A 24,356-nucleotide genomic window follows, 5' to 3' on the forward strand; every position below is an offset into this window, starting at 1 on the left:
TCAGTCTCCGGTCGTCGTGATGTGGCGGGTCTCGAGGGCCGCGATCTCCGCATCGCTGTAGCCCACTTCCTTCAGCAGCGCATGGCTGTGCTCGCCCAGCGTCGGTGGTTGCAGGCGGATGCCCGGGCGCTCGCCGTCGAGCGTGAAGGGCAGCAGCGGAACCTTGGCCATGTGGCCGTCGTTCATGCGGATCGGCGCGAGGCCGCCGGTCGCGTTGAGGTGCGGGTCGTCGAACAGCGCCTCCGGCCGCGTGATGGGCGCGAAGGGCAGTTCGTTCTGCTCGAACACCGCGCTGAGCTCGGCGGCGCTGTGGCCCGCGAGGCGCGAGCGCAGGATCGGCATCATCCAGTCACGCGCCAGCACGCGGTCGTTGTTCGACTGCAGCCGCGGGTCGGCCATCAGGTCGGCCAGCCCGAAGGCCTTGCAGAAGATCGCCCACTGCTTGTCGCTCACGGCCGCCAGGAAGATCTGCTCGCCGTCCTTCACCGTGAACACGTCGTAGACGGCCCAGGCGGAGATGCGGCTGGGCATCGGGTCGGCCGCCTTGCCCGTCGCGGCGAACTGCATCATGTGCTGGGCCACCAGCAGCACGTTGTTCTCGAACAGCGCGGACTGCACTTCGGCCCCCTTGCCGGTGAGCTCGCGCTGGCGCAGCGCGGCCATCGCGCCGATGGCGCCGAACATGCCGCCCATGATGTCGTTCACGCTGGTGCCGGCGCGCAGCGGATCGCCCGAGCGGCCGGTCATGTAGGCCAGGCCACCCATCATCTGCACCACCTCGTCGAGTGCGGTGCGGTGGTCGTAGGGGCCGGGCAGGAAGCCCTTGTGGCTCACGTAGATCAGGCGCGGATCGAGCCGCTTGAGCGTCTCGTAGTCCAGGCCCAGCTTCTTCATCGTGCCGGGCTTGAAGTTCTCGCTCACGATGTCGGCGGTCGCGATCAGGCGCAGCGCGGCCTCCACGCCCGCGGGCTGCTTGAGGTCGAGCGCGATGCTCTTCTTGTTGCGGTTGAAGGTGGGGAAGAAGCCCGCGCCCGAGCCCAGCAGGCGGCGCGTGTTGTCGCCCTCGATGGGCTCGACCTTGATGACCTCGGCACCGAGGTCGGCCAGCAGCATGCCGCAGGTCGGGCCCATGACCATGTGGGTGAACTCGACGACGCGGATGCCGGCGTACGGCAGCGGGGATTCAGACATTCGCAATGCCTCCTTGAACAAAATTCCTGGGCAGGCCCGCCTCGGGCGTCATGCCGTACACCGGCTCGCCGGGCAGGCCGGCCCTGAGCGGCGCGCGCGCCGCGATCAGTCGCTGCAGGTCGATGCCAGTGCGCACGCCCATGGCCTCGAACATGAAGACCAGGTCTTCGGTGACCACGTTGCCGGACGCGCCCGGCGCATAGGGGCAGCCGCCCAGGCCGCCCAGCGAGGCATCGAAGGTGCGCACGCCCTCCTCGTAGGCCGCCAGGCAGTTGGCCAGTCCGAGACCGCGCGTGTTGTGCATGTGGGCGGCGCCGGCCTTGTCGCCCAGTTCGGCGAGCAGCCGGCGGAACAGCCGGCGCACCTGGGCCGGGTTGGCATAGCCCACGGTGTCGGACAGGCCGGACTCGTCCGCGCCCGCGGCCACGCACTGCGCGGCCAGCCGGATCACCTCGTCTTCCGGCACCTCGCCTTGCAGCGTGCAGCCGAAGGCGGTCGAGATACCGGCTTCGAGCCGCACCTGCGGCGCGATCTCGCGGCGCAGCGCGGCGATGGCGCGCACCTCCTCGACCATCTGCTCGCGGGTCTTGCGCACGTTGGCCAGCGAATGCGCGGCGCTGGCCGAGACCGGCATCGTGAGCTTGTGGACGCCCGCGGCGAGCGCGGCCTCGGCACCGCGGCGGTTGGGCACCAGCGCCATCACCGTGAGGCCGGGCAGGGTCCGCGCGTGGCGCACCACCTCGGCCGCATCGGCCATCTGCGGCAGCAGGTGCGCGGGCACGAAGGACGCGACCTCGATCTCGCGCACGCCGGCGGCATGGAGCGCATCGATCCAGCGGAGCTTGTCCGCCGTGGGCATGGTGGCCTTCACCGATTGAAGGCCGTCGCGGGGGCCGACCTCGCTCAAGAGGATGGCGGGAAATGTCATGGCTTGTCTCCTGACGGAATCTTCATGTGGGACTTGAAAGTTCTATCTAACAGAACTATATTCCGACAAACAGAATTAAACCAACGATCCTCCTTCGCGTCAAGGAAAAGCCATGCCCCGCAAAGCCCAGACCGATTCCGTCTCGGACCTCAACGCCGCCCCGGGTGGGGCCGCCGCCGTCGACCGCGCGCTCACGCTGCTGTCGGCCTTCCAGGCCGGCGACGACGCGCTCTCGCTGGCGCAACTGGCCCAGCGCACCCAGCTCTACAAGAGCACGGTGCTGCGCCTGCTGGCCTCGCTCGAGCACGCCCGCTTCATCCGCCGGCTGGACGACGGCCGCTACGCGCTGGGCGCCGAGCTCGCGCGCCTGCACAGCCTCTATGCGGCCTCGTTCTCGCTCGATCAGGTGGTGCCGCCGGTGCTGCGCGACCTGGTCGCGGCCACCGGCGAGAGCGCGGCCTACCACGTGCGCCAGGACCAGAGCGAACGGCGCATGCGCCTGTGCCTCTACCGCGTCGATTCCCCGCACATGGTGCGCGACCACGTGCGCGCGGGCGACCTGCTGCCGGCCGACCGCGGCGCGGGCGCGCGCGTGCTGATCGCCTTCGGCCCGCGCGCCGAATGGCCGGCCGATGCGGCCGGGCGCGCCTTCTACGAGGCGATCGTGGCGCAGGGCTTCTGCGCGGCCGTGGGGGACCGCACGGCCGAACTGGGCGGCATCTCGGCCCCGGTGTTCCGCACCGACGGCACGCTGGCCGGCGCCGTCACGCTGACCATGCCGGCCCACCGCTACGACGCCGCCTTCATCGCGCCCGTGCGGGCCGCCGCGGCAAAACTCGACGGCGGCGTTTGATTCCATCTATTTTTGTCACGAATCAATCCCTTTTGAACTTCTTAATGCTTTGGCACGTATCCAATAAAGTAGCGGTAGAGCGCAGCGCCACGTCTGCGCCCCGCATCTTTCTTTTCCAGAGGTTTGCCCCATGACCGATCGCACCACCGTCCACGGCCTCCAGGTCGCCAACGAACTCCACCGCTTCATCGAAGACAAGGTGTTGCCCGCCACCGGCGTGGACAGCGCGCGCTTCTGGCAGGGCTTCGATGCCATCGTGACCGACCTGGCGCCCAAGAACATCGCGCTGCTGGCCGAGCGCGACCGGCTGCAGACCGCGCTCGACACCTGGCACAAGGCCAACCCGGGCCCGATCGCCGACATGCCCGCCTACCGCGCCTTCCTCGAGAAGATCGGCTACCTGCTGCCGCAACCGAAGGACGTGACGGCCACCACCGCCAACGTCGATGCCGAACTCGCGCTGCAGGCCGGCCCGCAGCTGGTGGTGCCGATCCTGAATGCGCGCTATGCGCTCAACGCAGCCAACGCACGCTGGGGCTCGCTGTACGACGCGCTCTACGGCACCGACGCGATCCCCGAGACCGACGGCGCCGAAAAGGGCAAGGGCTACAACCCGGTGCGCGGCGCCAAGGTCATCGCCTTCGCGCGTGACGTGCTCGACCAGGCCGTGCCGCTGGCCAACGGCTCGCACAAGGACGCGACCGGCTACAGCGTCAAGGACGGCCAGCTGGTCGTCGCGCTGCACAGCAGCAGCACCGCACTCAAGGACCCGGCCGCCTTCGTCGGCTACCAGGGCGACGCGGCCGCGCCTTCGTCGGTGCTGTTCAAGCACAACGGCATCCACCTCGACCTGCAGATCGACCGCAGCACCGCCATCGGCAAGACCGATGCCGCCGGCGTGAGCGACCTGGTGCTCGAAGCCGCGCTCTCGACCATCCTCGACCTCGAGGATTCGGTGGCGGTGGTCGACGCGGCCGACAAGGTGCTGGCGTATTCGAACTGGCTGGGCATCCAGCAGGGCACGCTGACCGAGGAAGTGGCCAAGGGCGGCAAGACCTTCACCCGCGGCCTGAACCCCGACCGCGAATACACCGGCGCCGACGGAAAGCCGCTGAAGCTGCACGGCCGCTCGCTGATGTTCCTGCGCAACGTGGGCCACCTGATGACCAACCCGGCCATCCTGTACGGCAACGGCAAGGAGATCCCCGAAGGCATCCTCGACGCCGTGGTGACCACCACCATCGCCACCATCGACCTGAAGCGCAAGGGCAACTCGCGCACCGGCAGCGTCTACATCGTGAAGCCGAAGATGCACGGACCGGCCGAAGTGGCTTTCGCCAGCGAGCTGTTCGGCCGCGTCGAGCAACTGCTCGGCCTGCCCGCCAACACCGTGAAGCTCGGCATCATGGACGAGGAGCGCCGCACCAGCGTCAACCTCAAGGCCTGCATCGCCGAGGCCGCCGCGCGCGTGGCCTTCATCAACACCGGCTTCCTCGACCGCACCGGCGACGAGATGCACACCGCGATGCACGCCGGCGCGATGCTGCGCAAGGGCGACATCAAGGGCACCAAGTGGATCGCGGCCTACGAGAAGAACAACGTGCTGGTCGGCCTCTCGTGCGGCCTGCGCGGCAAGGCGCAGATCGGCAAGGGCATGTGGGCCATGCCCGACCTGATGGCCGACATGCTCAAGCAGAAGATCGGCCACCCCAAGGCCGGCGCCAACACCGCCTGGGTGCCCTCGCCCACGGCCGCCACGCTGCACGCGCTGCACTACCACCAGGTCAACGTGGCCGAGGTGCAGAAGGAACTCGAGAAGATCGACGCCAACGCCGAGCGCGACAACATCCTCAACGACCTGCTGCAGATCCCGGTCGCGCCGAAGCCGGTCTGGAGCGATGCCGACAAGCAGCAGGAACTCGACAACAACGTGCAGGGCATCCTGGGCTACGTGGTGCGCTGGATCGACCAGGGCGTGGGCTGCTCGAAGGTGCCCGACATCCACAACGTGGGCCTGATGGAAGACCGCGCCACGCTGCGCATCTCGAGCCAGCACATCGCCAACTGGCTGCTGCACGGCGTCGTGACGAAGGAGCAGGTCAACGCCACCTTCGAACGCATGGCCGCGGTGGTCGACGGCCAGAACGCGGGCGACAGCCTCTACCAGCCGATGGCCGGCCACTTCAAGACCTCGGCCGCCTACCAGGCCGCGCAGGACCTGGTGTTCAAGGGCCTCGAGCAGCCCAGCGGCTACACCGAGCCGCTGCTGCATGCCTGGCGGCTGAAGGTCAAGGGCGAAGCCTGACCCAGCGACCCGTCGCGGCAGCACGAACGGCACCTTAGGGTGCCGTTTTTTTTGCGTCCGCGAAGCGCCACGACAGCGCACACGCGCAAGCGCGCAGCCCCGATGTCCACAAGCGTGGGCACGTTGCGCCTACACGGCACCGCGCGGCATGCCGACCCGGCGCCCGGCGCCGGCCCCTAAGGTCCATTCAGCTGTCCACAAGGGCCAGCAGCGATGCCGGCCCCGCCGGTTCGGTCGACACCCTGTTTGTTCCGCCACCTTAGGAGATACGACATGATCCAACGCACCGCCCCTCTTCTTGCCGCCTTGCTGCTCGGCACCGCCGGCATGGCTTTCGCCCAGGGCAACCCGCCGACCAACGCTTCACCTAACCCGGCCACGGCCGCGGGTCAGCAGACCCAGATGGGCACGCCGATGGGCACCACCGGCACGCCGACCGGCCCTGCCGCGGGCGCGCCGATGAACAGCACCGCCGCACCGGCCGCGGCACCGGCACCCATGCCCGCGCCGGCCATGCGTCCCGCACGCGCCGACCGCAACTGATCGCGGCCCACGCCGCCACACGAGGCCGGCATCGCCATGCGCTGCCGGCCTCGTGCGTTGGAAACGCTTCCCGGCGACACTGCGTCGTCATCGCATCCCGAAGGGCCGACATGACGCGTTCCTCCTTCCGTACCCGCATCGCCGCGATCGCCCTGCTGGGGGCCGCGGCCGTCGCGCAGGCGGCGCCGCCGGCGCCTACGGTGTCGACCGACGTGCGCACCGTGGTGCAGGGCGTGCTGGCCTCGAACAACCACCAGCGCCAGCCCTTCGCCGTGATCGACAAGAAGAACGCGCGTCTGTACGTCTACGACGCCGAAGGCCGGCTGCAGGCCTCGTCGCCGGTGCTGCTGGGCCTGGCGCGCGGCGACCGCTCGGTGCCGGGCATCGGCGAGCGGCCGATGGCGCAGATCCAGCCGCACGAACGCACCACGCCGGCGGGGCGTTTTGTCTCCGAGCCCGGACGCAACACCGGCGGCGAGGACATCGTCTGGGTCGACTACGACGCGGCCGTCTCGATGCACCGCGTGCGCGCGAGCCGCAAGGCCGATCGCCGCCTCGAGCGGCTGGCCACGCCGACCGTGGCCGACAACCGCATTTCCTATGGCTGCATCAATGTGCCGGCGAGCTTCTACGACACCTATGTGAAGCCGGCACTGGGCAGCGCCCACGGCGTGGTCTACGTGCTGCCGGAAGCCAGCAGCCTGCGCGAGCACTTTCCCTTCCTGGCACCCAGTTGAAACGGGCAGGGCCGACAATCGCCCCATGCCCTCGCCCCTGTCGCCCGACCCCACGCGCTGCCCTCTGTGCGGCGCGTCGAACGTCTGCGCGATGGAGATCGAGCGAGCGACCGGTGAAGTGCAACCGCCCTGCTGGTGCATGGCGGCGGATTTCAGCTTCGACGAGGCGCTGCTGGCACGCGTCCCGACCGAGGCGCGCGGACAGGCCTGCATCTGCGCACGCTGCGCAGCAGCAGCCGCCGACGACGTTCAGCGCGGCGACGTGCCCGCGTCGTCCTGAAACATCCCCTGGTTCTGCTGCAGCCCGGTCTGGCAGAAAGGCTGCTGCGCCTGCACCTGGCCCTGGCTCTGTCCCTGGCCGTTCTCCATCGGCGCATCGACCGGTGGCGGCAGCGGCGCGGGGGCGGCGTCGAGCGGCACGTCGGTGCTCGTGGCCTCGTCCTGCGGCGCGCCCGCGTGGTCGCGCTGGCGCTGCTCGGTGATCACCTGGTGGATGAACTGCAGCTTGCCCACCGCCGCGCGCGGCAGCACGAAGGGGTAGTAATCGGGCTGGCCCATGCTGCGCGACAACTCGTTGAGCACGTTGGTCAGCCGCACCCAGCCATTGAGGAAGTCGAGGAACTTGAGCGCACCCGGGTGCTCGGGTTGCCAGAGGTCTTCGACGGTGAAGAGATCGCTCGCGAGTTCGACGTTCTGCGCATCGACCCCGAAGCTCATCGCGGTGTCGGCGGTGTCGGCCATGTGCAGGTAGTGGGCCCAGGTCTCGGCCCAGTCCTCCCAGGGATGCGAGCTGGCGTAGCTGGTCACGAAGCGCACCGCCCAGTCGGCGGGCGGGCCGTTCTCGTAGTGCATGCGCAAAGCGGTCGCGTAGTCGGCGCGCTCGTCGCCGAACAGGCTGCGGAAGCCCTCGATCCAGGGCGTGGGCGCGACCAGCAGGTCCCAGTAGTAGTGGCCGATCTCGTGGCGGAAGTGGCCCACCAGCGTGCGGTAGGGCTCGCGCATCTCGGCGCGGATGCGCTCGCGCACCGCGTCCTCGGCCTCTTCGGCGTTGAGCGTGATCACGCCCATCTCGTGGCCGGTCAGCACATGCTGGCCACCGGGTACGTTGCTCAGGAAGTCGAAGGCCAGGCCATGCACCGGGTCGGCATGGCGCGTGACCACCGGCAGGCCCAGCGCGAGCAATTGCGAGAGCAGCCGGCGCTTGCCCTGCTCGAGCTTGCGCCACAGCGTGCCGTTGCTCTCGATCGAAAGGTCGGGGATGGTCCGGGTCGCACTGCACGACAGGCAGTAGCCGGGCGCCAGGCCCTGCGGCGAAGGCGCGGCGTCGCCGCCCTGCGCCGGCACGGGCGCCATCCAGTTGCAGCCGGCCGCGGTCAGGAAATTGGCGCAGCGCCGCAGCACCGGGCCGCCGGCGTCGCCGAAGACGGTGAAGGTGTCGGTTTCCGGGCCAGGTGAGAGCGGCACCACGCCCAGCCGCTCGGGCACGAAGCCCAGCGGCGTGCGGCAGGCCAGGCACTGGCTGTTGCCGAGGAAGACCGGCCGGCCGCACTGGCACTGGTAGGCCCGGCTGATGGTGGGCGCGCGCAGGTCGGCCGCCAGCGAGGAGGCATTGCCGTCGGGAAGCCCCTGCGGATCGACAGCCTGGCCGCCGTCATCGGTGAGAGAGTCCATGGTGTATGTTCTTCTGGGTGGGTGTGGGACAGCGCAGGCATTGTCTCCCCCGCTTCCAGGCGCCGCGAAGCGCAAAGACCGATATCCTTGTAGGACAGGCCGACCCCGAACGGCCGCCCGACCGCCGCCTCATGACCGCCTCGCCCCTCCCCTCCCTGAGCCAACGCTATGGCGAACGCTACCGCTGGCTGCTGCTGCTGTCGGTGATGGTCGGCACCATGGCCTCGATCATGTCGTCGACCATCGTCAACGTGGCGATCCCCGGCATGAGCCATTACTTCTCGCTGGGCCAGGAACGCGCCCAGTGGGTGAGTTCGGGCTTCATGGTGGCGATGACGGTGTCGATGCTGACCACGCCCTGGCTGCTGGGCCGCTACGGCTACCGGCGCACCTATGTCGGCACGATGGTGCTGCTGCTGGCCGGCGGCATCGCGGGCGGGCTGGCCAACAACTTCTCGCTGGTGCTGATCGCGCGCGTGGCCGAGGGGCTGGCCGCGGGCGTGGTGCAGCCGATCCCGGCCATCATCATCCTGCGCGCCTTCGAGCCGCACGAGCAGGGCCGCGCCAGCGGCATCTTCGGCATGGGCGTGGTGCTGGCGCCGGCCATCGGGCCGAGCATCGGCGGCGTGCTGGTCGACCTGTTCGGCTGGCGCTCGATCTTCTTCATGGTGGTGCCCTTCTGCCTGGCCTCGATCTGGCTGGCCTACAAGTTCGTGCCGACCACCGCACCCGGCGGCGTGAGCGCGGCGCGCACCAGCGGGCTCGACTGGCGCGGCCTGCTGATCGGCACCGTGGGCACGCTGTGCCTGCTCAACGGCCTGGTCGCGCTGCGCGGCGATGCGCCGCTCGAGGCCGCGGCCCTGCTGGCCGGTGCCGCCGCGTCGCTGGTGCTCTTCATCTGGTGGCAGAAGCGCCTGATGGCCGCCGAAGGCGCACCGCTGATGAACATGGCACTGTTCGGCTACCGACAGTTCTCCATGGGCACCGTGGTGGCCTTCATCTACGGCGCGGCGCTGTTCGGCTCGACCTACCTGCTGCCGGTCTACATGCAGGTGGCGCTGCACCTGTCGGCCTCGCACGTGGGCACGATCATGCTGCCGGCGGGCATCGTGCTGGCCTTCACCATCGCGGGCGTGGGCCGGCTGGCCGACCGCCAGCCCACCTGGCTGCTGGTGAGCATCGGCCTGGCGCTGCTGGCGGTCTCGTTCACGCTGATGCTCGCGCTCTCGCTGGGCAGCGCGCTGTGGCTGCTGGTGATCTTCGCGGTCATCGGGCGCATCGGGCTGGGCTTCATCCTGCCCTCGCTCAACCTGGGCTCGATGCGGCCGCTGGCCAAGCCGCTGATTCCGCAGGGCGCCAGCACCATCAGCTTCCTGCGCATGCTGGGCGGCGCGGCCGGCGTGAGCCTGTGCGCGATCGCCCTCGAGTGGCGGCTGGCGGCGCACGGCGACTCACTGACCAACCCGATGAGCAGCCCGGCGCGGCTGGCCGCCTTCAACGAAGTCTTCCTGATGCTGGCCGCGCTGTGCGCGCTCGCCATCTGTGCGGCCTGGCAATTGCGCGTCCGCGCGCCCTTCCCCCCCAAGACCACGTCCGAGGAAACCTGAGCATGTGCCAACTGCTGGGAATGAACAGCAACACGCCGACCGACGTGACCTTCAGCTTCACCGGCTTCGCGCAGCGCGGCGGCCGCACCGACCACCATGCCGACGGCTGGGGCATCGCCTTCTTCGAGGACCGCGGCCTGCGGCATTTCGTCGACCACCTGCCGGCCTGCACCTCGCCGGTGGCCGAGCTGATCCGGCGCTACCCGATCCAGAGCAGCCACGTGATCGCCCACATCCGCAAGGCGACGCAGGGCCGGGTCAACCTGCAGAACTGCCACCCCTTCGTGCGCGAGCTCTGGGGCCGCTACTGGGTGTTCGCCCACAACGGCGACCTCAAGGACTTCCGGCCGCGGCTGCACGGCAACTTCCACCCGGTGGGCGACACCGACAGCGAACATGCCTTCTGCTGGCTGATGCAAGAGCTCGCCAAGTCGCATGCCGACGTGCCCAGCGTGGAGGAGCTCACGCTCACCCTGCGCGAACTCGCGCCGCGCATCGCCAGGCACGGCACCTTCAACTTCATGCTGTCGAACGGCCAGGCGCTGTGGGCCCATGCCTCGACGAACCTCTGGTACATCGAGCGCCAGCACCCCTTCATGCTGGCGCACCTGGCCGACGAGGACGTGGCGATCGACTTCGCGCAGCACACCACGCCCGACGACCGCGTGGCCGTGATCGTGACCGCGCCGCTCACCACCAACGAGACCTGGACCGCCTTCGCGCCCGGCGAACTCGCGGTCTTCGTGGACGGCCGCCGGGCCGGCTGAGCCCGGCGCCGGCGCGCCCGGCGCGCCAAAAAAACAACGCAGAAGCAGGGACCCGCGCGGATTGCGGGCGCCCACGGGTCGTGGCATTTAATAATAATGGTTCGCATTTGCAAACTCATTCCGATCACGCCATGTCCTTCACCCCCTTCCCCGTGCGCCCCGTGACGATTGCCGCCGCACTGGCGCTGCATTCCTGGGCCGCCTTCGCGCAGACCGCGCCGACCGACGCTTCGGGCACCCTCTCGACCGTCACGGTGGAAGCCAGCGCCGACGCCTCGGCCGAAGGCCTGGCCAAGCCCTTTGCGGGCGGGCAGGTGGCGCGCGGCGGGCGGGTGGGGATCCTGGGCACGCAGGACATCATGAGCTCGGCCTTCTCGACCACCAGCTACACCAGCGAACTGATCCAGAACCAGCAGGCCCGCAGCGTGGCCGACGTGCTGCAGAACGACCCCTCGGTGCGGGTCGCGCGCGGCTTCGGCAACTTCCAGGAGTCGTACTTCATCCGCGGCTTCATCGTGAACTCCGACGACATCGCCTACAACGGCCTCTACGGCCTGCTGCCGCGTCAGTACATCGCGTCGGAGCTGTTCGAGCGCGTCGAGGTGCTGCGCGGCGCGAGCGCCTTCCTCAACGGCGCCACGCCCAGCGGCGGCGGCATCGGCGGCAACATCAACCTGCTGCCCAAACGTGCGGGCAACGACCCGCTGACGCAGGTCAGCGCCGGCGTCAGCAGCGGTTCGCAGGGTTATGTGTCGACCGACATCTCGCGCCGCTTCGGCCCCGACCAGAGCACCGGCATCCGGCTGAACGCCCTGCACCGCGAGGGCGGCACCGGCGTGGACGAGGAGAAGGTCAAGCTCGACCTGTTCTCGCTGGGCCTCGACTGGCGCAGCCGCGACGCGCGCATCTCGGCCGACTTCGGCCACCAGGAACACCGCCTGACCCGCCCGCGCCCGAACGTCACGCTGGGCGCCGGCCTCACCTCGGTGCCGTCGGCGGCCGACAACACCGTCAACTACGCCCAGCCCTGGACCTACTCGAACGAGCGCGACACCTTCGGCTCGGTGCGTGGCGAATACGACATCAATTCCGACGTGACGGTCTGGGGCGCGGCCGGCGCACGCCGCAGCTTCGAAGGCAACCGGCTGGCCGGCATCACGGTCACCAACGCGAATGGCGCAGGCAACATGTCCCGCTTCGACAACGAGCGCCAGGACGACACCCGCACCGCCGAGTTCGGCGTGCGCGCCAAGCTCAGCACCGGCCCGGTCAAGCATTCGCTGGTGGCCTCGTACTCGTTCTACGAGCTCGAGGAGAAGAACGCCTATGCCTGGGACTACTTCAACAACACGGTCAGCAGCATCTACACCCCGGTGGGCATCGCGCTGCCGGGCTTCACGGCGGGCGCCTTCCGCGGCAACGACCTGGCCAACCCTTCGCTGCTGACCAAGGTGCGGCTGAGCAGCCTGGCGGTGGGCGACACGCTGTCCTTCCTCGACGACCGCGCGCTGCTCACGCTGGGCCTGCGCCACCAGACGCTGTCGAGCACCGACTACGCCTATTTCACCGGCGTGGCCTCACCCTATGACAAGAGCCGCACCAGCCCGATGGCCAGCTTCGTCTACAAGCTGCAACCGCAGGTGTCGCTGTACGCCAACTACGTCGAAGGCCTGAGCAAGGGCGACACCGCGCCGACCACCTCGACCACCGGTCCGGTGCTCAACGCGGGCGCGCAGCTCACGCCCTACGTGTCCAAGCAGAAGGAGATCGGCCTCAAGTACGACGGCGGCACGATCGGCGGCGGCATCGCCTTCTTCTCCACCGACAAGCCGCGCGCCTTCGTCAACAGCCAGCAGTTCTTCGTCGAGGCGGGCAAGGACCGCCACCAGGGCCTTGAGCTCACCACCTTCGGCGAGGTCTACAAGGGCCTGCGGCTGCTGGGCGGCCTGACCCTGCTCGACGCCAAGCAGAAGTCGACCGGCGCCGCCGCCACCGACGGCCGGACGGTGATCGGCATTCCCAAGGTGCAGGGCAGCCTCGGCGTCGACTGGGACGTGCCCGGCGTGCGCGGCCTGTCCTTCGACGCCCGCGTGGTCGCCACCGGCCACAGCTATGCCGACAGCGCCAACACGCTGCGCGTGCCCGGCTGGGGCCGGCTCGACCTCGGCGCGCGCTACGTGACCGAGATGGCCGGCAAGCTGGTGACGCTGCGCGCCCGCGTGGACAACGTGGCCGACCGCAACTACTGGTCCTCGGTCGGCGGCTACCCCGAGAACGGCTACCTGGTGCTGGGCAACCCGCGCACCTTCAGCGTGAGCGCCTCCTTCGACTTCTGAGCGTCGAAGGCCGCCGCGCCCGCATCGAAAGGGACCTCAGGGTCCCTTTTTCAGTTCCGCCTCGAGCGCATCGAGGAACATCGCCGGCACGTCGAAACCGGTCTGGTCGGTGATCTCCTGGAAGCAGGTCGGGCTGGTCACGTTGATCTCGGTGACCGAATCGCCGATCACGTCGAGCCCGATCAGCAGCAGTCCGCGCGGCGCGAGCGCGCGGCCCACGGTCTCGGCGATCTCGCGGTTGCGCGCGGTCAGCGGCTGGGCCACGCCCTTGCCGCCGGCCGCCAGGTTGCCGCGCACCTCGGTGCCCTGCGGAATGCGCGCCAGCACGAAGGGCGCGGGCTCGCCGCCGATGATCAGGATGCGCTTGTCGCCCTCGACGATCTGCGGCACGAAGCGCTGCACCATGATGGTCTCGGCGCCGCCCTTGTTGAGGGTTTCGACGATCGAGCCCAGGTTGAGCGCGTCCTGCCGCACGCGGAAGATGCCCATGCCGCCCATGCCGTCGAGCGGCTTGAGGATGATGTCGCCGTGCTCGGCATGGAAGTCCTTGACCGACTCGGCGCTGCGCGTGACCAGCGTGGGCGTGGTGAATTGCGGAAACTCCATGATCGCGAGCTTCTCGGGGTGGTCGCGCAGCGCGCGCGGCTTGTTCACCACCTTCGCGCCTTCGCGCTCGGCCTGTTCGAGCAGGTGCGTGGCGTAGATGTACTCGGCGTCGAAGGGCGGGTCCTTGCGCATCAGCACGCCGTCGAAATCCTTGAGCGCGCGGGTCTCGGTGATGTCGACCGTGAACCAGTCGATGGGGTCGCCGGTCAGCGTGATCTGGCGCACGGTGGCCGTCACCTGGCCGCCCGAAACCCACTGCAGGTCTTCGGGCAGGCAGGCCGCGATGCGATGGCCGCGCTGCTGCGCCTCGCGCATCATCGAGAAGGTGGTGTCCTTGTAGATCTTGAATTGATCGAGCGGGTCGGCGACGAAGAGGAGGTTCATGGTGTCTTTCCGGCGACGCGTTCGGCCGCCTTGCTTTCTTGCCTGATCTTGCAGGCAGGCGCGATGTCCTTGCCGGCCACGGCCTTTTTGCCGAGCTGCTGGATCGCCAGCGCCAGCGCGCCGGCCACCACGCCCCAGAAGGCCGAACCGATGCCCGCGATCGTCACGCCCGAGAGCGTGACCAGGAAGGTGATCAGCGCGGCCTCGCGGTGCGACTCGTCGCGCACCGCCGCGGCCAGGCCGCCGCCGATGGTGCCCAGCAGCGCGAGCCCGGCGATGGCGGCGACCAGTTCCTTGGGGAAGGCCGTGAGCAGGCCGGTGACCGCGGCACCGAACAGGCCGATCACCACATAGATCGCGCCGCAGCTCACGGCGGCGGTGTAGCGCCGGGCCGGGTCTTCGTGCGCCTCGCGGCCCATGCAGATGGCGGCCGTGATCGCGCTCAGGTTGAGCGCGTAGCCGCCGAAGGGCGCGAACACCAGCGTGACCAGGCCACTCATCGTGATGAGCTTGGACACCGGCATGTCGTAGCCGGCCGCGCGGATCGCCGCCACGCCGGGCAGGTTCTGCGAGGCCATGGTCACGACGAACAGCGGCAGCGCCAGACTCACGGCCGCCTGCCAGGTGAAGACCGGCATCACGAACACCGGCATCGCCAGGCTGAAGTGCACCGACGACCACGCCAGCTGCCCGCGCAACGCCGCATAGACGATGGCCACCAGCAAGGTCAGCGGTACCGCATAGCGCGGCACGAGCCGCTTTCCGAGCAGGTAGGTGGCGAGCATCAGCAGCACCAGCGGCAGCGCGGTCTGCGCCGCGGTGAAGGCCGAGAGCCCGAAGCGCGCCAGCACGCCGGCCAGCAGCGCCGAGGCCAGGGCCATCGGGATCTTGTTCATCACACGTTCGAACAGGCCGGAAGCGCCCGACAGCGTGATCAGCAGCGCGCAGACGATGAAGGCACCGACCGCCTCCCCCATGCCGTAGCCCGCGCCGGCCGTGGCCAGCACGGCCGCACCCGGCGTGCTCCAGGCGATCATCACGGGCTTGCGCAGCCACAGCGAGGGCAGCGCACTGGCCAGCCCCATGCCCAGGCCCAGCGCCCACATCCACGAGGCGATCATCTCCGGCGTCGCACCGAAGGCCTGCGCGGCCTGGAACACGATCGCCACCGAGCTGGTGAAGCCCACGAGCACCGCGACGAAGCCCGCGGTGAAGGCCGACAGGCTCAGGTCTTTGAAAAATCGCATGCGGGGATTGTGCCGTCAGGCAGGCCACCCGCTTGCGCCCCTCTATTGCCAGTTCGCAGCGATCACCTGACCCAGGCTTTCTCGATAGTCTGGGGGCAGCGTGGTCTGCCCTGCCGCGGGCGGAGCAAACCCTGCCATCGCGTCGACCAGTGCTTGAATTCGGCTGTCGAGAATGGACGCACCGTCCGCAGTCACGATTCGCTCCACGTGGTGTTGGTTTCCGAGATACCAATCGGCGACGGTCATGCTGTCACGAGTCCCGATGACCGAGAGTTGCAGGTCGTTGCCGACTTGTCGCATCCATAGTTGGTCCATCGCAATGCCGGCACCCAACTGCACGGTATCGACCACATCCGGCGTTGCATCGTCTTCCACCAAGCGATCCGCGCCTCCACCCAGCGTAAGCAGGTACGTATCGTCGCCCGCGCCTCCGAAGAGCATGTCATCGCCAGCACCTCCGTCCAGCACGTCGTTGCCGCCGAAGCCCTCCAACGTGTCGGCTCCGGCCGTACCCACCAAGGTTTCGTCCGCATTGGCTGCCGCTTTGAGCTGCGCCGTGCCCCACACCGTGCCGTCGGCAAACCTCACCTGCTCCACGCCATAGCCCGGACTGTTCCAAGGCGATGGCGTCAGACCCAGGTCGAGCGTGATCGCCTGGCCAGTGGCTCGATCGATGATCCTGTCGTCTGCGCGACCCGTGCCTGCCGCCACGCGAATGTCGCTCGCATTCAGGTCCAGGAGTTCCAGCGTGTCGCAGTCGTCGGAGCCCATCTCCATGATGCGGTCGTTGCCATCACCGGAACGGTAGCGGTAGGTGTCGTTGCCACCGCCGCCGTACAGGGTGTCGTCGCCCCGGCCTCCATCGAGGATGTCATTGCCGATGTCGCCCTCCAGAAATTCACTGTCCAACGTGCCGACATAGACGCCTGCATTGTCTTGCGCGGCATTCTGCAGGTCTGCAGCACTCCACGCGCTGCCATCAGCAAACAGAACGCGCTCGATCACTGCCGGACCGTCCGTGCCCGCAGGGATTGCGCTGGAAAAACTCAGGCTTTGACCTGTCTGCTTGTCAAATAGCACCAATTCGCCGGTTTCAGGCCGGCGTCGAACCCAGATATCTTCGACATTCAGATCGGTCAGTACGATGGTGTCGACCCCACCGCGCTCCCCAATGCGGTCATTGCCTTGATGCCGTCCCCAGAGGTAGGTATCGTCGCCTTGACCGCCATAGAGCGCGTCGTTGCCGACGCCGCCGATCAAGGTGTCAGCACCGTCCCCGCCGATCAGCACGTCGTTGCCGGCGCCGCCCTCCAGGATGTTGCCCGCATGGTTGGCCGTGATGACGTTGTCAAGATCGTTGCCGATGCCATGTCTTGCGGACCCGAAAAGCTCAAGATTTTCGACGTTGGCGCCCAACCGATAGTCCAAGAAGGCTCGGACCGTGTCCACGCCCCATTGACCGCCAGCAAAGCCCTCGTGGCCCAACGCGTTGAACCCGGTTGGATCGGGCCTGTTGTCGGCGCCGAATCCGCTGGGCGAGGCATCGGAAGGTCGCGCACCATCGGCAAACTCCAGGACCACATCACCCGCATTGTCCACGACATAAGTATCGTTTCCGGCACCGCCCGACATGAAATCTGCGCCAACGCCACCATCCAGCAAGTTGTCCCCCTGGTTGCCGTAGAGTGCGTTGTCCAGCACGTTGCCCTTGGCGCCGATATCGTCGGAGCCAGCCAAAAGTACGTTCTCCACGTTCCTGGCAGCACGGACAGTGACATATGCCACCATCGTATCGATGCCGCCATTCACGCCCTCGATGACCACATCGAGTTCATTGCCGACGACGAACACATCGTTGCCCCCATCACCCTGCAATCGGTCAGCGCCATTGCCGCCGTACAACCAGTCGTTGCCTGCACCGCCGTACAGCATGTCGACGCCATCTCCACCGTAGATCAGGTCATCGCCGTCGCCTCCAGAAATAGAGTCGTTGCCATCGTCGCCCGAGACGAAGTCGTCACCGTCTCCAGCCAGGATGAAGTCGTTGCCCTTGCCGCCCCAGAGCTGATCGGCACCGAGCCCGCCATCCAGCACATCGTCACCCGAGTCGCCGTAGATCACATCGTCACCGCCGGCACCCCACACCTTGTCGTTTCCGGCACCTGCGTAAATTCGATCCGCAGCGTCACTGCCTTGAATACGGTCGTTTCCGGCGCCCGTAGATACCGCTGCACCGCCTTCGACTGCGGTCACAAAGTCATCTGGACTTGAGGTGGCCTGCTCCGTGCCTCCCGCGAACTTCACGTCGTCAAGCAGGCCAACCGAACCATCAACGCGCGTGTACTTGCCAATACCGTAGATGGTGTTTCCCGACACCTCGCTCGCCACCTGATTGCTCGTCAGCGAGATCGACGTGATGCCCCGCTGACCGAGGGTCAACAGTTCGCCAGCGGTCTGCAGACCGTCTTCGTCGGCGTCTTGCCAGATATAAAAGCGGGCCCACTTTTCGTCCGCCGCAGACAGTTGTCCATCCTTGTTGGTATCGAAGGCACGCAGCCCTTCGAGATCCGTTTGCGCGCCGGGCAGATAGCCCTTGAACCGAATCTCATCACGCTGACTGATGCGACCGTCATTGTTCGCGTCATAGGCGAGAAGACCGTCCGCACCAGAAATCCATCCCGTCCGCTGCCGCGTTCCGTTGCCCGCAAAGTCGTAGAACGCATGAGATTCGCGCGACGAGATAAAGCGGAAACCATTCCCGTTGAGATCGATCACCACTGGCGCGCCTTCTCCGCCTTCTCCGCCTTCTCCGCCTTCTCCGCCTTCTCCACCTTCTCCCTCGCCCTCGCCCTCGCCCTCGCCTTCACTTTCTGCTTCTGCTTCTGCTTCTGCTTCTGCTTCTGCCTCCGTCTCCGTCTCCGTCTCCGTCTCCGTCTCCGTCTCCGTCTCCGTCTCCGTTTCAGTTTCAGTTTCAGTTTCAGTTTCAGTTTCAGTTTCTGTCTCTGTCTCTGTCTCTGTCTCTGTTTCCGTTTCCGTCTCGGTCTCGGTCTCGTCGCCATCGCCATCGCCATCACCATCACCATCACCATCGCCATCGCCATCGGCACTGGCACTGGCATCGCCGTCGGTAGCGCTCCCTGCATCGCCGCCCGGCCCATCTGGCCCACCCTCGCCCTCGCCATACCATGCGCCGCTCCCGGTATCGTCGTTGGTGACGACCACCTTGAGGTCGGTGGAAGCTCCGTGGCTGTCGCTCACACGAACGACAAACGCATCGTCAGCGCCACCGATAGCGGAATGAACATAGCGCCAGGCGCCGGTTCGACTGTCGAACGACAGCACACCGTTGCGCGTGCTCTCCACCAAACGGTAGGACAAGGTGTCGGAGGGGCCATCTGCATCAGTTGCCGTCACTGCACCTTGATGCGGGGTATCCACAGAGACCAATTGCCATTGCGAAGGCGGCCCGCTGAACACGCCCGTTTCACCCGATCCCCAGTACATTGCGCCGTCCTTGAAGCCGATCCAGCCGCTGATGTCGCCCAGGCTCGACGGTGCGAAAGCAACGACGCCATCACCACTCACAACGCTGCCGAGCTTCGCATCGCCGGGCACCGAATAGCGGACCGTGTTGGCGCCATCTCCACTGTTATCCACCACGGTGGTCTGTACCAGGTCTTCCCACCGGGCAAGCCGAGTTCCCGTCTTGCTCATCGCTATCGGAGCATCATTCACGCCCACCACATCGACGACCGCTGTGGCCACGCTGGTCTGGCCGGACGCGCCGACAACGCTGTAGCTGAAGGTCGCCAGGCCGTTGAAATTCTCCAAGGGGGTAAAGGTCACCGTGCGGCGCTGGGCATCGAAGACCGCCGAGCCCCCAGCGGCAGAAACGAGTGCACCGAAACTCAGTGCTTCCGCGCCATGATCGTTGCCGAGCAACTGATCGACGCTCACGACGATTGCCGTGTCCTCCAGGCCGTCCATCAACTCATCCACCGCGATCACGCTTCCGTCTGCGCTGGCATGCGTATGGGCATTGCGAACGGACGCCTCTCCGGACTTTCCAAAATCATAAAGCGACGTCGGCAACAGGCTCGCGGCACCGCCCTCCTCAACGATCAACAGGCTGTTGCCCGCCATTTGGGTGAGAAAGCCCGCGCTGTCGGCCTTCAAGGCAGTGCTTGCCATCGTGCGGCCCACCCCGCCCATCGTGAAGGTACCCGCACCGATGTCGAGCGTCTCGATACCCCGCTGCGCCAAGGTGCGCAGTTCCTGATCCTGAATCTGGCCATCGTGGTTGATGTCCCGCCAGATCTTCAGGTGCGAGAAGACCTCGTCGCTCGCGGTGATGAGGCCATCGCCGTTCGCATCGATCTCGTCCAATGCGTGCAACCCGCGTTGCGTCATGTCGACGCGCGAATCGCTGAACATTTCGTGTCCACCCTTGATGACGCCGTCGCCATCGCGATCCAGCACCAGGATGCCGTCGCGCGGCCCGATCCAATCGGTTTCCTCGGCAAAACCGTCGTCGTCCACATCAAACAAAACACCGCCGCTCACCTCCTTGCCCGTGACATGGATGCCATTGCCATCGAGATCCAGAACGATGGGACGTGCCACTTGGCTCGAGGACACCGCCGCATCTCCAGGATTTGTGCTGCGCAGTTGCCCCTGGGCCTGCGCGCGCTGCAAGGTAGTCAGCCCTGCCAGCGCCGCACCGCGCGCAATCTGCGCATCGACCGTCTTGACCATCCAGATCGGCGCAACCGCCTCGGCATCAAACGCAGCCTCGATGAACTGCAGCGGCAGGCCCTTGAAGAAATCGGGGCTGTTGGCGACCTCTCCATGCAATGCGATGTCTCCTGGAGCAGCCCGCTCCCCAGGTACGCCGATGAAGTTGCCGTCCTGATCGAAGCTGCGCGCAAACACCGCGCCGGTTTCGACGTCGTGCCAGACCAAGGTGTAGGAAGCCTCCCCACCGGAACCCGAGAACTCCAGCCAGGGCAGGCGGCTGGCAATGAGGCCCATGCCCTTGGCGTCGGTCAGCGTGCCTTCCAGTGCCCCGATCAAATGGTTCATGGCACCCAGCGCTCCCGCATCCCCGCCATCCTGCGCCCAGGCCACTTGCGCATGCACGCGCTCACCGTCCCCGTTGCTGACAGCTATCGCCGTGCCTGCCGGCTCCGGATCGTCCTGGAACAGGCTGTAGACGATCGCGACGGCCGCGATCACCCACCCGACCGGTCCCGCCCAGGCAAAGCCCGCCAGGTCCAGGATGGCCAGGCCCGATGTCACGATCCCCACCTCGTCGCCCTTGGCAATCGCATTGATCAGGCTGAGATAGGGAATGGCCTCGGCCAGACCGTTCGCTGCGCCATTCACGAAGCTCTGTGTTTCAACCAGTTGCGCGGCCGCTTCATAGCTCCCGTTCGCCAACAGGTCCGCGATCTGGCTGGAAAGCACCTTGTCCATCAACGCCAGGCTGTTCTTCGCCAGAATGGCGCCGCTGTTGATGGCGCCCAAGGTGTCGCCACGCCCCAGCGCATCGCGCAAGCCGATCGCCGCATTGAGGGTGCCCAGCGCGTTCGACAGATCCGCCAGCAAAGGGGAATCGGATTGCAGGATCGGCCGCCCTTGAGCGTCCAGCACTGGCGCACCATTCGCGTCGAGTTCGGCATGTCGCAGCAGACTGGCGGCAATGCCGAACACACCCGTCGCGATCGGCAAGGGCTTGCCACTGCGCAACCCTGCGATCAGGCTCTGCACGCTGGTGAGCGCATCACCGAAGCGCTGCGCGTTGGCTGAGGTGTACCAATCTGCCCCGCCGACCTCGCTGCCAGGCACTGCGGCGAATCCGTCAGCGTCGCCGGCATCGGCGGCCACGATCAACTGGTTCACGGCGCCCGCGCCTTCGCCGCGCCAGTAGCCGGCGAGGTCGACATCGAGTTCGGCGAAGGCCGCATTTACCGTCTCGGCGTCGAGCGGTGGCTGTCCATCGATCGACACAATGCCTTTGAGCGTGAATCCGCCATCGGGATCGAAGTCAGCGTCGAAGACGACCGTTCGGCCGTTGCGGGTTTCGGTGACGGTGCCGGTGGTGCCATCGCGCGCGAAGCTTCCATCGTGAATCGATGTGCCCGTCGCATCGGTGGCGTGCAGCGTGCCGCTGCCATCGGGCCGCGTCGTAGTCGTGAGCGTCGACCCATCGTCGTAACGCTGGATAACGGCCGTCCTCAGGAGCACGCCAGCGCCATCGGTGACCGACGTGATGAACGACCCGTCTGTCTTGGCAACCGTATCGCTTTTTTGGTAGATCGCGCCATCCGCATCGAAATCGAGATCGGTGCGGTCTCCGTTCTCGTAGACGATGCTCGCGCTCGACGAGTTGTCGTCGTACATCACCGGATCGGCCACCTCGTAGCCCATGGCGTTGTAGGTCTGGCGGGCGTGAGCGAGGTAGGCCTTGCCCTCATCCGTGTCTTTCAACTGCAGCGTTTTCAGCACGTACGCAAGGGCGGTCTCCCGGTACGAATGCCCGTCGTAGGCCGCCATCTCCTTGCATGAGTTGTCGACGATGTAGTTTGATCGCGCGGTGCCGGTCAGCCCCAGTCCGTCGGCCAGGCCTTCGAGGCGCGCGAATTCCTTGTACAAAGGATCGGTCGCGAGCGTGGCGCGGTTCGACGCGGTGTACTCGGAGTCCAACCCGGCAAGCTCCTTGCGGAAACGATAGGAGTCGTAGCGCGCGCCAGCTTCGTCTTTTAGCCATGATTCGACGTAGCGGTCGGCTCGGGCGGTGAGGGAGAGTCCGGCAGGGTTTTCGACGAGTTCCCGCGCGGCAGCACCACGTCCTCCGATGCGCAATTGAGCACCGTGACCCGCGCCTTCATGGTTCAAATCGTCCACAAACTGGAGGACATTGGCATCGCTGGCACGCGTCAAGTACCCTGCGTTGACCACGATGAAGCCCGGCCCTTTGGCATTGCCATGAGGATCCTGCTCGGGGTCGACATACATGGCATGCGCCCCCGCTGGAACGGCATCCGTATCAGTCGCCATCCGGATAACGGTTGCTCCATTCGCCAACGTCTGCCTCAAGGGCTCCAGCGAACTCATTGCCTGGTTGTTAAGCAATTCGAGTGCACGACTCAACAGCGAAGCATTCGCGTTGCCGAGTCGGGAAAAGACATTTTTATTGATGGTTGTCATGGTTATTCCTTCGCTAGATATCGACCTTGAACAGTGATCGTTTGCACACAATTTGTAGAGTCAGGCTCTCTTTTTTGGTCAGGCGGATTCACGCCGATCACGATGCTGAAACCCTGACCGATGTAACGTCCCGTCCTGCTCCAGTCGAAGAGCCCCCACACATAAGCGGGCGCCCAGATTCGGATGTCCGAATGCACCGTTGTGTCACCGTTGATGAAGGTGGCACCGGTGTAGACCGCGAGTTCGTAGGGGTCGAGGCAGAACCCGCTCTGCGGAGGCGACGTCACCAAAGTCAGAACCTGCCGCCGCTCCCCGCCCGTATTGCGACCGTTATCAATGTAGTAACGCTGTTCAAGGTCAGATCCTTCTGGAAAACCTGAGACCAGCGCCATATAGCGCGTACCGCTGACCACATACCGTTTGCTCAGATAGCCCATCTCCTCTTGCTTAAGCAGCCTCTCCGTCAACACGATTCCCATCTTCTTCTCGACCTCCCGCACGTTCGGTGGTCGCTCCCCTTTGGGAAACAAGCTCAGCATGCTGTCGATCAACTGTTTGATCTCAGGAGGCCAGCGCTCCGCGATGCGCAGATCGCGCGGGGGTAGCGGCGTCCCTTCGGGCTGGGGCACCAGCTTGGGTGGTGGCGTCAACTGGGTGGAGCGCGAGGCCTGAACAACATCGACCTCGGGCGGTGGGGGCATCGGCATTTGCGAGCACGCTGCAAGGAGTGCCCCGGCACCGCACAAAGACCAATTAAATCCGCTCAATCGCTTCATTCTTTTACTCCTTCAATGCTGACGGTCATGGTTACTCTTCCGATGGATACGCTGATCGTGTGCACGCAGCTGGTCAGACCAGGCGCCCCTTTTGATCAGCCGGATTTACACCGGTCACGATGCGGAAACCCTGGCCTTCTCACACTCAGATTTATTTTTTCCGCCAGCGCGTTAGCCCTTGCCCTAAAAATCGGCGCGTCCTGTCTTTCGACCTCGAAATGCCCAAGCTCATGGGCCAAGACATTGAAAGTTTTTCGGGAGCCGACAGCAAATCGATAGAAAATTCCAAAAATCCTCTTGCATCCCCAAAAGGAATATGGTAGGACGCTGCACCATCTTTCGCCAACGCCCTTACTTTTCCAGCAGCTTCGCTTTCCGCATATGCACGGATACTAGATTTCAGAGATTCGGATTTATTAATCAACTCAATTGCGTCGTTTGAAATATTCAGAGCGCCGAACTTGCTCGCAGGGCCATTCAACCAAGCTAGCGATATTTTTTCAGTTGAGGTCATTTTTACTCCCGGATCTATTTATTTTCCGAACGAATGAGATTTTTAAAACCCCATGGTTACATAGTCCACGCAATTGTTATGATAGAAATAGAGCCCAACTCGCCCTTTAGCTCCATCCGCAAACCTGATTTTTTGATAAATCAAGCCGGGAACCGAACGTCTGGGCGTAACTGTTTCGCCTTCAAACGAACCTGCTATAGGCGCGACGATGTGTGGCGGAGCTATCACAAATTCTTCGCCAAACCCTGACACAACCTGATCAACATCAAGACATGACACACTTGAATTCAGAAGAAACCCAAGATATCGTCTTGTGGCTTGTTGATCCTGCAGATTGCTTTTTGAGTACTCGATGCTCTCGACACCTCGATAAGCGGAACCAACCTCCTTCGAATTTGCCGAGACCGCACGCACCCCCCCATTTCATCTGGTAAACGCCATACTCCTTCAGCCCCATCGTCTCTCCAAAAAGGCGCCTCGGCTCCTCAAGATCGTCATTCGTCACGATGCGGCGAATTAATTCAATGATTGGAATTTCTTTCTTCGGTACATCATTTGAAGGCTCAGGCTTTTCTTTCGCACCAACGCTCTCTAGCACTGCTTCCTTCAAAACGAGAGGGGAGTGCACCGTCCGTACGGAATCGACGTCGAGTTGCATGTGCAACGGTGCTTGCGAGCACGC

General features: G+C 65.8%; 17 protein-coding genes. 8 read left to right on the plus strand and 9 right to left on the minus strand.

Features of this window, described 5'->3' with window-relative positions:
* Both K0H49_RS09825 and K0H49_RS09830 read right to left on the minus strand, forming a co-directional pair.
* Nucleotides 1–1,191 carry a CaiB/BaiF CoA transferase family protein gene (locus K0H49_RS09825; protein ID WP_219211591.1) on the minus strand — a complete coding sequence of 397 codons (1,191 nt, stop codon included), beginning with the start codon at nucleotides 1,189–1,191 and terminating at the stop codon, nucleotides 1–3.
* Nucleotides 1,184–2,119, minus strand: a complete 936-nt coding sequence (locus K0H49_RS09830; RefSeq protein WP_219211593.1) for a hydroxymethylglutaryl-CoA lyase — start codon at nucleotides 2,117–2,119, stop codon at nucleotides 1,184–1,186. Before K0H49_RS09830 ends, K0H49_RS09825 begins: the two co-directional genes overlap by 8 nt.
* A 112-nt stretch (nucleotides 2,120–2,231) precedes the next feature.
* Between K0H49_RS09830 and K0H49_RS09835 the strand changes: the two genes are divergently transcribed.
* From K0H49_RS09835 to K0H49_RS09855, 5 genes are all read left to right on the plus strand, one after another.
* Nucleotides 2,232–2,972, plus strand: coding sequence for an IclR family transcriptional regulator (locus tag K0H49_RS09835; protein WP_219211594.1), 741 nt, complete (start codon nucleotides 2,232–2,234; stop codon nucleotides 2,970–2,972).
* A 130-nt stretch (nucleotides 2,973–3,102) separates the two neighbouring features.
* Complete coding sequence (locus K0H49_RS09840; protein WP_219211596.1) at nucleotides 3,103–5,277, plus strand: malate synthase G; 2,175 nt, start codon at nucleotides 3,103–3,105, stop codon at nucleotides 5,275–5,277.
* Nucleotides 5,278–5,550: 273 nt separating this feature from the next.
* The gene (locus tag K0H49_RS30540; RefSeq protein WP_257624646.1) at nucleotides 5,551–5,820 is read left to right on the plus strand and encodes a proteophosphoglycan ppg4; all 270 of its coding nucleotides are present in this window, start codon (nucleotides 5,551–5,553) and stop codon (nucleotides 5,818–5,820) included.
* A gap of 110 nt (nucleotides 5,821–5,930) precedes the next feature.
* Complete coding sequence (locus K0H49_RS09850; RefSeq protein ID WP_219211598.1) at nucleotides 5,931–6,557, plus strand: L,D-transpeptidase; 627 nt, start codon at nucleotides 5,931–5,933, stop codon at nucleotides 6,555–6,557.
* Nucleotides 6,558–6,582: 25 nt separating this feature from the next.
* The gene (locus K0H49_RS09855) at nucleotides 6,583–6,837 is read left to right on the plus strand and encodes a cysteine-rich CWC family protein (protein WP_219211599.1); all 255 of its coding nucleotides are present in this window, start codon (nucleotides 6,583–6,585) and stop codon (nucleotides 6,835–6,837) included.
* On the opposite strand, the gene K0H49_RS09860 is transcribed toward K0H49_RS09855, so the two are convergent.
* Nucleotides 6,807–8,228, minus strand: coding sequence for a zinc-binding metallopeptidase family protein (locus K0H49_RS09860; protein ID WP_257624647.1), 1,422 nt, complete (start codon nucleotides 8,226–8,228; stop codon nucleotides 6,807–6,809). The two genes, K0H49_RS09855 and K0H49_RS09860, sit on opposite strands and share 31 nt — an antisense overlap.
* Before the next feature lie 131 nt (nucleotides 8,229–8,359).
* Here K0H49_RS09860 and K0H49_RS09865 point away from each other — a divergent pair, with 131 nt between their 5' ends.
* The 3 genes from K0H49_RS09865 to K0H49_RS09875 all read left to right on the plus strand — a co-directional run bounded on the left by K0H49_RS09865 (nucleotide 8,360) and on the right by K0H49_RS09875 (nucleotide 12,938).
* Nucleotides 8,360–9,835: an MFS transporter gene (locus tag K0H49_RS09865; RefSeq protein ID WP_219211602.1), complete on the plus strand. Its 1,476-nt coding sequence runs from the start codon at nucleotides 8,360–8,362 to the stop codon at nucleotides 9,833–9,835.
* Nucleotides 9,836–9,837: 2 nt separating this feature from the next.
* Entirely contained in the window at nucleotides 9,838–10,602 is a 765-nt protein-coding gene (locus K0H49_RS09870; RefSeq protein WP_219211604.1) for a class II glutamine amidotransferase, read from the plus strand.
* Nucleotides 10,603–10,733: 131 nt separating this feature from the next.
* On the plus strand, nucleotides 10,734–12,938 hold the full coding sequence (locus tag K0H49_RS09875) for a TonB-dependent receptor (RefSeq protein WP_219211606.1): 2,205 nt from the start codon (nucleotides 10,734–10,736) through the stop codon (nucleotides 12,936–12,938).
* 36 nt (nucleotides 12,939–12,974) lie between these two features.
* Here K0H49_RS09875 and gshB read toward each other — a convergent pair whose 3' ends face one another.
* The 6 genes from gshB to K0H49_RS09905 form a co-directional block, all read right to left on the minus strand.
* Nucleotides 12,975–13,928 carry a glutathione synthase gene (gene gshB, locus K0H49_RS09880; RefSeq protein ID WP_219211608.1) on the minus strand — a complete coding sequence of 318 codons (954 nt, stop codon included), beginning with the start codon at nucleotides 13,926–13,928 and terminating at the stop codon, nucleotides 12,975–12,977.
* Entirely contained in the window at nucleotides 13,925–15,175 is a 1,251-nt protein-coding gene (locus tag K0H49_RS09885; RefSeq protein ID WP_219211610.1) for a benzoate/H(+) symporter BenE family transporter, read from the minus strand. The genes gshB and K0H49_RS09885 overlap by 4 nt, the downstream gene beginning before the upstream one ends.
* A 42-nt stretch (nucleotides 15,176–15,217) precedes the next feature.
* A complete protein-coding gene (locus K0H49_RS09890) occupies nucleotides 15,218–22,384 on the minus strand; it encodes a calcium-binding protein (protein WP_219211612.1) in 7,167 nt (2,388 codons plus the stop codon).
* A gap of 2 nt (nucleotides 22,385–22,386) precedes the next feature.
* Nucleotides 22,387–23,160, minus strand: coding sequence for a hypothetical protein (locus K0H49_RS09895; protein ID WP_219211616.1), 774 nt, complete (start codon nucleotides 23,158–23,160; stop codon nucleotides 22,387–22,389).
* Nucleotides 23,161–23,311: 151 nt separating this feature from the next.
* Complete coding sequence (locus K0H49_RS09900; RefSeq protein WP_219211618.1) at nucleotides 23,312–23,674, minus strand: hypothetical protein; 363 nt, start codon at nucleotides 23,672–23,674, stop codon at nucleotides 23,312–23,314.
* A 265-nt stretch (nucleotides 23,675–23,939) separates the two neighbouring features.
* Complete coding sequence (locus K0H49_RS09905) at nucleotides 23,940–24,332, minus strand: hypothetical protein (RefSeq protein WP_219211620.1); 393 nt, start codon at nucleotides 24,330–24,332, stop codon at nucleotides 23,940–23,942.
* Between the last annotated feature and the right edge of the window lie 24 nt (nucleotides 24,333–24,356).

Origin of the sequence: Variovorax boronicumulans (assembly GCF_019352895.1) — a bacterium.
In the GTDB taxonomy this organism is placed as follows: domain Bacteria; phylum Pseudomonadota; class Gammaproteobacteria; order Burkholderiales; family Burkholderiaceae_C; genus Variovorax; species Variovorax boronicumulans_A.